General features: G+C 63.0%; 7 protein-coding genes and 1 pseudogene. 4 read left to right on the top strand and 4 right to left on the bottom strand.

All coding sequences use genetic code 11. The features are described 5' to 3' along the window. From ACN4F8_RS14745 to dnaA, 4 genes and pseudogenes are all read right to left on the bottom strand, one after another. Nucleotides 1-605 (bottom strand): annotated as a pseudogene (locus tag ACN4F8_RS14745) (SIR2 family protein); the annotation flags it as partial. A gap of 559 nt (nt 606-1,164) precedes the next feature. After that, nucleotides 1,165-3,783, bottom strand: coding sequence for a DNA topoisomerase (ATP-hydrolyzing) subunit B (gene gyrB / locus ACN4F8_RS14740; protein ID WP_419474266.1), 2,619 nt, complete (start codon nt 3,781-3,783; stop codon nt 1,165-1,167). Between the two features lie 80 nt (nt 3,784-3,863). Next, nucleotides 3,864-4,970 carry a DNA polymerase III subunit beta gene (dnaN, locus tag ACN4F8_RS14735; protein ID WP_419474265.1) on the bottom strand — a complete coding sequence of 369 codons (1,107 nt, stop codon included), beginning with the start codon at nt 4,968-4,970 and terminating at the stop codon, nt 3,864-3,866. 105 nt (nt 4,971-5,075) lie between these two features. Then, nucleotides 5,076-6,494, bottom strand: a complete 1,419-nt coding sequence (dnaA, locus tag ACN4F8_RS14730) for a chromosomal replication initiator protein DnaA (RefSeq protein ID WP_419474264.1) — start codon at nt 6,492-6,494, stop codon at nt 5,076-5,078. Between the two features lie 222 nt (nt 6,495-6,716). On the opposite strand from dnaA, the gene rpmH reads away from it, so the two are divergent. The 4 genes from rpmH to yidC form a co-directional block, all read left to right on the top strand. Beyond that, on the top strand, nt 6,717-6,851 hold the full coding sequence (gene rpmH, locus ACN4F8_RS14725) for a 50S ribosomal protein L34 (protein ID WP_006299042.1): 135 nt from the start codon (nt 6,717-6,719) through the stop codon (nt 6,849-6,851). Nucleotides 6,852-6,931: 80 nt separating this feature from the next. Further along, nucleotides 6,932-7,351 (top strand): ribonuclease P protein component, encoded by a 420-nt coding sequence (locus ACN4F8_RS14720; protein WP_419474263.1) that lies wholly within the window; start codon nt 6,932-6,934, stop codon nt 7,349-7,351. Continuing rightward, nucleotides 7,341-7,628 carry a membrane protein insertion efficiency factor YidD gene (gene yidD, locus ACN4F8_RS14715; protein ID WP_419474262.1) on the top strand — a complete coding sequence of 96 codons (288 nt, stop codon included), beginning with the start codon at nt 7,341-7,343 and terminating at the stop codon, nt 7,626-7,628. Before ACN4F8_RS14720 ends, yidD begins: the two co-directional genes overlap by 11 nt. Continuing rightward, nucleotides 7,625-9,003, top strand: a 1,379-nt coding sequence (gene yidC / locus ACN4F8_RS14710) for a membrane protein insertase YidC (protein WP_419474261.1), incomplete at its 3' end; no start/stop codon positions are given. The genes yidD and yidC, both read left to right, overlap by 4 nt.

Here is a 9,003-nt window from a genome sequence, read left to right as displayed (position 1 = left end):
CCTTTGCGCGCAGCGTACTCGAAGCACAAGTCATAGTTGGTTGTAAAGACTTTTGTGCGCAGCTTTCGCGTGGACCGACGAACCAGCCGGCGAAGAAAGTCGGCATGAAGGCCAACTTCATCCTCAACATCCAAGAAGCGTACGCAGTCGCGAACTGTCTGTTCGGCGATGGCAATAAATTCCGTGACCTGCGTCTTCTCTTCCCCGTCACCAAGGAACTCTTCCGCAATCTTGCAGTGCGAGAGCAGCGCTTCGATGTTTTCACCCTTGGCCGTCGGGAAATGCGTGAGCGCGATGACCTTGTCGAAGCGCTCCCCGCAATTTGCCCTGCACTCCATCCACAGGTCAGCCATCGTGGGAGCGATGCGCTTTCCCGCTTGTGCCGCCCGTGGACCGGACTCCCCTGGAGCCTTAGGTTGCGCGTTTACATGCAGGGACGTACCGAGCCCTGTGAGAACGACAAGGTTGGTGCACCTGAAGCAGTCGGAAAGGTTGCGGTTGATTTCTGCGAGTGCTGGGTCAGGGATGGTGCGTCCGTTACCATCCTCCTGAGGGTCTTTAACTTCGCGCCAAGCTCCGCCATTCCGGAAGGTCAATACTTGCATATTTCAATAAGCGTGGGGAGTATTCAAGGTTCCGCGGGCCCAGGAGCACAACGCGAGTTGCTGCCGATAAACGCCAGATGCCCGCATGGTAAGGGACATCGGCGAGCTTGCGCAGCTCCTTAGCCACGCGCTTTGCCCAATCCGCGTACATATGCACGATGCCGGCTGCACGCTCCGGCTCGGTGGACGGATACAGGTTTTCGAGGCACCTTGCTTGCGCGTGAATTCGGCGTATTCATTGACCAGTGTTTGGCGAAACTCGAAGACGCTCGAAACGACTCCGCCAATGTAACTTTAGACGCGAACGCACTCCCTCACATCTTCAGTTGCTAAGTAATATCCTGCAGAAATGGCCGTTATCTGAGGCATTTAGTGGCAATTAAGGTCGCCTTGACTGCGATTGATTAAGTCATTTTTGAATTGGGCGTTCTAGAGTCCCGGGCATATAGATGGCACAACTGCCGCTTGAGAGTTTTTGGCGCACCAATGCGAGAGACCCATAAGTTTCTCAACTTATGGGTCTCAATTTCTCAGCTTATGGGTTCATCTACACGCAGCCTCAAACATCGATATTCCCCGCTCTCAAAGCGTTGGCCTCGATGAAATCGCGACGCGGTTCCACTTCATCGCCCATGAGCATCGTGAACACGCGGTCGGCTTCGATCGCGTCGTCGATCTGCACGCGCAGCAGGCGGCGCACGGTGGGGTCCATGGTGGTTTCCCAGAGCTGGGCGGGGTTCATTTCGCCCAGGCCCTTGTAGCGCTGGCGTGCGGTGGTGCGCTCGGCTTCGCTGATGAGCCAGCGCATGGCCACGCGGAAGTCGGCCACTTTTTCTTCTTTCTGTTTTTCGCCTTCGCCGCGCATGACCTTGGCGCCTTCGCCGAGCAGGCCGCGGAAGGTTTCTGCGGCGGTGGCGAGTGCCGCGTAATCGGCGCCGTGCACGAAGTCCTGCGTGAGCACGCTGCTCTTGGTGTTGCCGTGGTGGCGGCGGCTGATGCGCAGGATGGGTTTGTCGGTGCGCACGTCGAACTCGGCGGCCACTTCGGCGGGCACGCCGGTGGTGGTGAGTTCGCGCAGCTTGGCCTGCAATGCGATGGCGCTGACCTCGGCCTGCTCCACGGAGTCGAGGTTGAGCGACACACCGTCGGCAATCGAACGCAGCGCTTCGGCGTCCATGAAGTTGGACAGGCGCGCGATCACACTTTCCGCAATCTGGTGCTTGCGGGCCAGCTCACCCAGCGTGTCGCCGGTGAGGGTGGTTTGCGTGGCACCGCCGGTGAAGACCGATGCATCTTTGAGCGCGATGCGCAGCAGGAAACCGTCGAGCGCGGCGGCGTCTTTCAGGTAGAGCTCTTCCTTGCCGGCTTTCACTTTGTACAGCGGCGGCTGCGCGATGTAGATGTGGCCACGCTCAACGAGCTCGGGCATCTGGCGGTAGAAGAAGGTCAGCAGCAGGGTGCGGATGTGGGCGCCGTCCACGTCGGCGTCGGTCATGATGATGATGCGGTGGTAACGCAGCTTGGCGACGTTGAAGTCGTCCTTGCCGTCGCCGTTGGCGCTTTCACCGCCGGCCTTGCCGATGCCGGTGCCCAGCGCGGTGATGAGCGTCAGGATTTCGTTGGAGGTGAGCAGCTTTTCGTAGCGCGCTTTCTCCACGTTCAGGATCTTGCCGCGCAGCGGCAGGATCGCCTGGAACTTGCGGTCGCGGCCCTGTTTGGCGGAGCCACCGGCGGAGTCGCCCTCCACGATGTAGATCTCGCACAGCGCCGGGTCTTTTTCCTGGCAGTCGGCCAGTTTGCCGGGCAGGCCCATGCCGTCGAGCACGCCTTTGCGGCGCGTCATTTCGCGGGCCTTGCGCGCGGCTTCGCGGGCGCGCGCGGCGTCCACGATCTTGCCGCAGATGATCTTGGCGTCGTTCGGGCGTTCCTGCAAATAGTCGGCCAGCAAGCGGCTCACGATGTCTTCGACCGGGCCACGCACTTCGCTGGACACCAGCTTGTCCTTGGTCTGGCTGCTGAACTTGGGCTCGGGCACCTTGACCGACAGCACGCAGCACAGGCCTTCGCGCATGTCGTCACCGGTGACCTCGACCTTGGCCTTCTTGGCGAAGTCGTTGTCGTCGATGTACTTGTTGATCACCCGCGTCATGGCGGCGCGCAGGCCGGTGAGGTGGGTGCCACCGTCGCGCTGCGGGATGTTGTTGGTGAAGCACAGCACTTGTTCGTTGTAGCCGCTGTTCCACTGCATCGCCACTTCCACGCCGATGTTGGTGCCCTGGTCGCTCGCGCGGTCGCCCAGCGCGTGGAACACGTTGGGGTGCAGCACCGTCTTGCCCTTGTTGATGAAGTCGACAAAGCCCTTGACGCCACCGGCGCCGGAGAAGTCGTCTTCCTTGCCGCTGCGCTCGTCTTTGAGGCGGATGCGCACGCCGTTGTTGAGGAACGAAAGCTCGCGCAGGCGCTTGGACAGGATTTCGTAGTGGAAGTCGGCGTTCTCGCGAAAGATGTCGTAGTCGGGCAGGAAGTGCACTTCGGTGCCGCGCTTCTCGGTGTCGCCGGTCACTTTCATGGGCGAAATTTCAATGCCGCTGGCGGTCTTCTCGACGATGCGGTTCTGCACGAAACCGCGCGCGAATTCGATCTGGTGCATCTTGCCTTCGCGGCGCACAGTCAGGCGCAGCCACTGGCTCAGCGCGTTCACGCAGCTCACACCCACGCCGTGCAGGCCGCCCGAAACCTTGTAGCTGTTCTGGTTGAACTTGCCGCCGGCGTGCAGCTCGGTGAGCGCGATCTCGGCCGCCGAGCGCTTGGGCTCGTGCTTGTCGTCCATTTTCACGCCGGTGGGGATGCCGCGGCCGTTGTCGGTGACGCTGATGGAGTTGTCGCTGTGGATGGTCACGACGATGTCGTCGCAATGGCCGGCCAGGGCTTCGTCGATGGAGTTGTCGACCACCTCGAACACCAGGTGGTGCAGGCCGGTGCCGTCCGACGTGTCGCCGATGTACATGCCCGGGCGCTTGCGCACGGCCTCCAGGCCTTCCAGGATCTGGATCGAGCCCTCGCCATACCCCTCGCTGGCGCCGACCTGGTGGGCGTCGATGGTGGGTTGGAAATTGGAGCTGTCGGCGTTGGCCGCACCGGTGTTGACGGAATCGGCGGGCTTGTTGGCTTCGGACATAGGGGGCTTTTCTCAATCGCTAGAAAGGCCAAACCCGCTGGGCAGCGGGTCGGGCTTGGGGGAGAGGGGATCGCGGCCGATCAGATCCGCATCGGCATGACAACGTACTTGAAGGCGTTGTCGTCGGGGTTGGTCACCAGCGCGGAGCTGTTGCCGTCAGACAGTTCGATGCGAACCATCTCTTGCGTCATGTTCTGCAGCGCGTCGATGAGGTAGGTGACGTTGAAGCCGATCTCGATCGTGTCGCCGCCGTAGTCGATGTCGAGCTCGTCAACCGCTTCTTCCTGCTCGGCGTTGCTGGACGCCACGCGCAACGCGCCGGGCTCGATGTTCAGGCGCACGCCCTTGAACTTCTCGCTCGTCATGATGGCGGTGCGCTGCAGCGAGGCCAGCAGCGGCACGCGGCCCAGCGTCACGATGTTTTTGTGGTTCTTGGGGATCACGCGGTTGTAGTCGGGGAACTTGCCCTCGACCAGCTTGGTGACGAACTCCATGCCGTCAAAGCTGAACTTGGCCTGGTTGGCGGCGAACTGCATCTCGATCGCGCCCTCCTTGTCGCTCAGCAGGCGCTGCAGTTCCAACACCGTCTTGCGCGGCAGGATCACCTCTTGTTTGGGCACTTCCACGTCCAGCGTGGCGCTGGCAAATGCCAGGCGGTGGCCGTCGGTGGCCACCAGGCTGAGCTGCTTGCCTTCGGCCACGAACAGGATGCCGTTCAAGTAGTAGCGGATGTCGTGCACCGCCATCGAAAACGACACCTGACCGAGCAGGCTTTTCAACGTCTTCTGCGGCACCGAGAACACCGGGCCGAAACTGGCGGACTCCTGCACCAGCGGAAAGTCTTCGGGCGGCATGCTCTGCAGCGTGAAGCGGCTCTTGCCGCCCTTGAGGATGAGCTTGCCGGCGCTGGACTCCAGGCTCACGCTCTGGTCGCCCGACATGGTGCGCAGGATGTCGATGAGCTTGCGCGCGCCCAGCGTGGTGGCGAAGTTGCCGCTGTCGCCGTCGAGCTCGGCGGTGGTGCGGATCTGGATCTCCAGGTCGCTGGTGGTCAGCTGCACCTGCGAGCCGGTCTTGCGCAACAACACGTTGGCCAGGATGGGCAGGGTGTGGCGGCGTTCCACGATGCCGGCCACCGATTGCAGCGCGGCCAGGACCTTGTCCTGGGTCGATTTGAAAACGATCATGTCAGACTCTTTCGTCTCTGGTTGCTTGTGGTCCGGGGGCTGCCTCCCCGGCGGGCCCTGCGTTTGTCGGCGCCAAATCTTCGCTATTTTCGCCTTTTTACGGCCTCATCCCTTGAGGGTCTGTTCCAGCACATGCAGCTGCTGGTTCAGCTCGGTGTTTTGCTGGCGCTCGGCCCCGATCTTGCGCACCGCGTGCAGCACCGTGGTGTGGTCGCGCCCGCCAAACAGCTCGCCGATCTCGGGCAGGCTTTTCTGGGTCAGTTCCTTGGCGATGAACATGGCAATCTGGCGCGGCCGCGCAATGCTGGCCGGGCGCTTCTTGCTGTACATGTCCGCGACCTTGATCTTGTAGAAGTCGGCCACCGTCTTCTGGATGTTCTCCACGCTGATCTGCCGGTTCTGGATCGACAGCAGGTCTTTGAGCGCCTCGCGCGCCAGCGCGATCGAAATCTCTTTCTGGTTGAAGCGCGAATAGGCCAGGATCTTGCGCAGCGCACCTTCGAGCTCGCGCACGTTGGAGCGCACGTTCTTTGCCACAAAAAATGCCACCTCTTCGGGCATCACCGCGTTCTCCACCGCCGCCTTGTTGATCAGGATGGCCACGCGCATTTCCAGCTCGGGCGGCTCGATCGCCACCGTCAGGCCCGAGCCGAAGCGCGAGACCAGGCGGTCCGAAATGTCGGCCAGGCCCTTGGGGTAGGTGTCGCTGGTCAGCACGATGTGGCTTTTTTTGGCCAGCAGGGCTTCAAAGGCATTGAAGAATTCTTCCTGCGTCTTCTCCTTGCCGGCGAAGAACTGCACATCGTCGATCAGCAGCAGGTCCAGCGAGTGGTAACGCTCCTTGAATTCGTCGAAGGTCTTGCGCTGGTAAGCCTTGACCACATCCGACACAAACTGCTCGGCGTGGATGTACAACACCTTGGCCTGTGGACGGTCGGCCAGCAGGTGGTTGCCGATGGCGTGCACCAGGTGGGTCTTGCCCAGGCCCACACCGCCGTAAATGAACAGTGGGTTGTACAGCTGGCCCAGGCTGCCGGCGATGTGCAGGGCGGCGGCGCGCGCCATGCGGTTGGCCGAACCTTCGACCAGCGTGGAGAATGCGAGTGCCGGGTTCAGTCGGGTCTTGGGGCCACTGGGCGCGGCCACCTCGGCCGGCGCCAGGTCGGGCAGTTCGGCCAGCACCTGCTCCTGGGCTGTTCGGGGGGTTGGCGACGTGCGGCTGGGGCCTTCACGCGGAGCAAGCACCAACTCCAGCACCACAGGCGCACCCTGGATGGACTCCAGCAAAGCGGTGATGCGGGCGGCGTACTGGGTGCGGATCCAGTCCAGTTTGAAGCGGTTGGCCACCGCCACAGTGACCCGGGAAGCGTCGGGTGACACGCTGGCCGAGAGGGGGCGGATCCAGGTGTTGAACTGCTGTTCCGGAATGTCCTGGGACAGCCGGTCCGTGCAGGCCGACCACAAAGAGAGGGTGTCTGTGCTGCTGGAAGACAGGGGCGCGCTGGGGGGAAGGCCCTCGATCATGCTGGGATGCGGTGTTGTTGTGGTTGTGGACAAATCATGCGGGGGTCGCCGGCCATTGTAGGGGGGCCAGCGACTTATCCACAAGACGTTCTGCGCACCGCCCCGACCCTGCCGGGCCGGTGCGCTGCTGAAGTGAATCGTTGGCACGTCAGGCCAAGTGCTTGCCGCTGCAGGGAATTCTTTGCGATAATCGCGGGTTTCCCCGATTTGTAAGAGACCACCATGAAACGCACCTACCAGCCTTCCAAGATCCGCCGCGCCCGCACCCACGGCTTCCTCGTTCGCATGAAGACCCGCGGCGGCCGTGCCGTGATCAACGCCCGCCGCGCCAAGGGCCGCAAGCGCCTGGCCGTCTGAGTCGGCGTGTTGAATCGGCGGATGTCGTGCCGGCGTCCCTGTGCCCGGCCCGTCTGCCTTCAAATGTCGGCGGTTGTGCGGTGACCCAGCGCCTGCGGTCCCGCCAGCAGTTCCAGGCCGCGATGGCCGGAGCCCCCGTGGCCAAGACGCCCCATTTCGCCTTGCACCGCACTGCCCTGGACGTGTCTGTCGAGGGCAAATCGCTGTTTCCGGTGGCCGATGCCTGGCTGGGCGTGCTGCTGCCCAAACGCTGGGCGCGACGCGCTGTCACGCGCAACGCGATTCGCCGTCAGATCTATGAAGTGGCACGGCACCGCGCTGCCCCGCTGCCCCAGGCGGCCTGGGTGGTGCGACTGCGCAGCGAATTCAGCCGCAAGCAGTTCGTGAGCGCCACGTCCGATGCGCTCAAGCGGGCGGTTCGCCTGGAGCTGGAGCAGTTGTTGTCGCGTGCACAGTTGCCGAAACCCGCGATGTCCGCCGAGGCCCGTGATGTGGTCTGAGTGGCCGCGCCAGGCGCTGGTGGGTCTCGTCAAGGGCTATCGGCTCCTGCTGAGCCCGTCGCTGGGCAGCGGTTGCCGCTTCGAGCCCACCTGCTCGGCGTATGCCATCGGCGTGCTGGAGCAGCACGGCGCAGCCGCTGGCGCCTATCTCACGGCCGCTCGCCTGGTGCGCTGCCATCCCTGGTGCGAAGGTGGTTTCGATCCGGTGCCCGAGTCCCGGCCCGCCCTCTTCTCCCGTCTGCTTTCACCCTCCTCAGCAAAGAAGAACGCGTCATGAATGACATCCGTCGGTCCATCCTGTGGGTGGTGTTTGGTCTGTCCATGGTCCTGATCTGGGACAAATGGCAGATCCACAACGGGCACAAGCCCACTTTCTTCCCCGGCTCGACGCAGGTGAGCGCACCGGCCACCACCGCAGCGCCGGCCGCTGACGCCAGCGTGCCCATGGCGGTGGCCGTGCCGTCGCCCGCGACCACCGGCGCACCTGGTGAAGCCCCCGCCGGAGCACCCAGCCCGGTGGCCGCGCGCCACGTGGTGACCACCGACGTGTTCAAGCTGGTGTTCAACACCGAAGGCGGATCGCTGATCGGCGCCGAGCTGCTCAAGCACGCCGAAGCCACGCAGCAAAGCAAGGACCAGAGCGAACAGCCGTTCACGCTGCTGACGCAAGGCGCCGACCGCATCTACGTGGCGCAGACGGGTCTGATCGGTGGTGCGTTCCCCACCCACAAGACGCCCATGAACCTGGTGACGCCGGAGACCGCGCTGGCCGATGGCCAGAACGAGCTGCAGGTGCGCTTCGAGTCGGCCGACGTGGGTGGCGTGAAGCTGGTCAAGACCTACACCCTCACACGCGGCCGCTACGACATCGCGGTGAAGCATGAGGTGCAGAACCTGGGCACGCAGGCTGTGAGCCCGCAGCTCTACCTGCAACTGGTGCGCGACGGCAGCAAGCTCAGCAGCGAGACGCCGTTCTACTCCACCTTCACCGGCCCGGCTGTCTACACCAACGAGAAGAAGTACCAGAAGGTCGAGTTCGCCGACATCGAGAAGAAAAAGGAAGACCTGTACGTCAAGTCCAGCACCGACGGTTATGTGGCCATGGTGCAGCACTACTTTGCCTCGGCCTGGTTGCTGGCCGATGGGGTGGCGCGCGACAACTTCGCCCGCAAGGTGGACGACAACCTGTACGCGGTGGGCAGCATCACCAACCTGCCGGCCATCGAGCCCGGCCAGACGCAGAGCGTGCAGGCCCGCCTGTTTGTCGGTCCGCAAGAAGAAAAAGTGCTGGAGACCATCGCTCCCGGTCTGGAACTGGTGAAGGATTACGGCTGGCTGACCATCCTGGCCAAGCCGCTGTACTGGCTGCTGGAAAAGATCCACGGCTTCGTGGCGAACTGGGGTTGGTCCATCGTGCTGCTGGTGGTGCTGATCAAGGCCGCGTTCTACTGGCTCAACGCCAGCGCCTACCGCAGCATGGCCAAGATGAAGAAGATCAACCCCCGCATCATGGAAATGCGCGAGCGCCTCAAGGGCAACCCGCAGGCCATGCAGCAGGAAATGATGAAGATGTACCGGGAGGAAAAGGTCAACCCGCTGGGCGGCTGCTTCCCCATCCTGATCCAGATCCCCGTGTTCATCGCGCTGTACTG

This window comes from Hydrogenophaga sp. (assembly GCF_048549895.1).
Classification (GTDB): Bacteria; Pseudomonadota; Gammaproteobacteria; order Burkholderiales; family Burkholderiaceae_C; genus Hydrogenophaga.
This window is presented reverse-complemented; position numbering and strand designations above follow the sequence as displayed.

What these genes read in the sequence shown, in the direction of transcription:
- gyrB (WP_419474266.1), bottom strand. Translation starts at nt 3,783, where the DNA reads ATGTCCGAAGCCAACAAGCCCGCCGATTCCGTCAACACCGGTGCGGCC.
- dnaN (WP_419474265.1), bottom strand. Translation starts at nt 4,970, where the DNA reads ATGATCGTTTTCAAATCGACCCAGGACAAGGTCCTGGCCGCGCTGCAA.
- dnaA (WP_419474264.1), bottom strand. Translation starts at nt 6,494, where the DNA reads ATGATCGAGGGCCTTCCCCCCAGCGCGCCCCTGTCTTCCAGCAGCACA.
- rpmH (WP_006299042.1), top strand. Translation starts at nt 6,717, where the DNA reads ATGAAACGCACCTACCAGCCTTCCAAGATCCGCCGCGCCCGCACCCAC.
- yidD (WP_419474262.1), top strand. Translation starts at nt 7,341, where the DNA reads ATGTGGTCTGAGTGGCCGCGCCAGGCGCTGGTGGGTCTCGTCAAGGGC.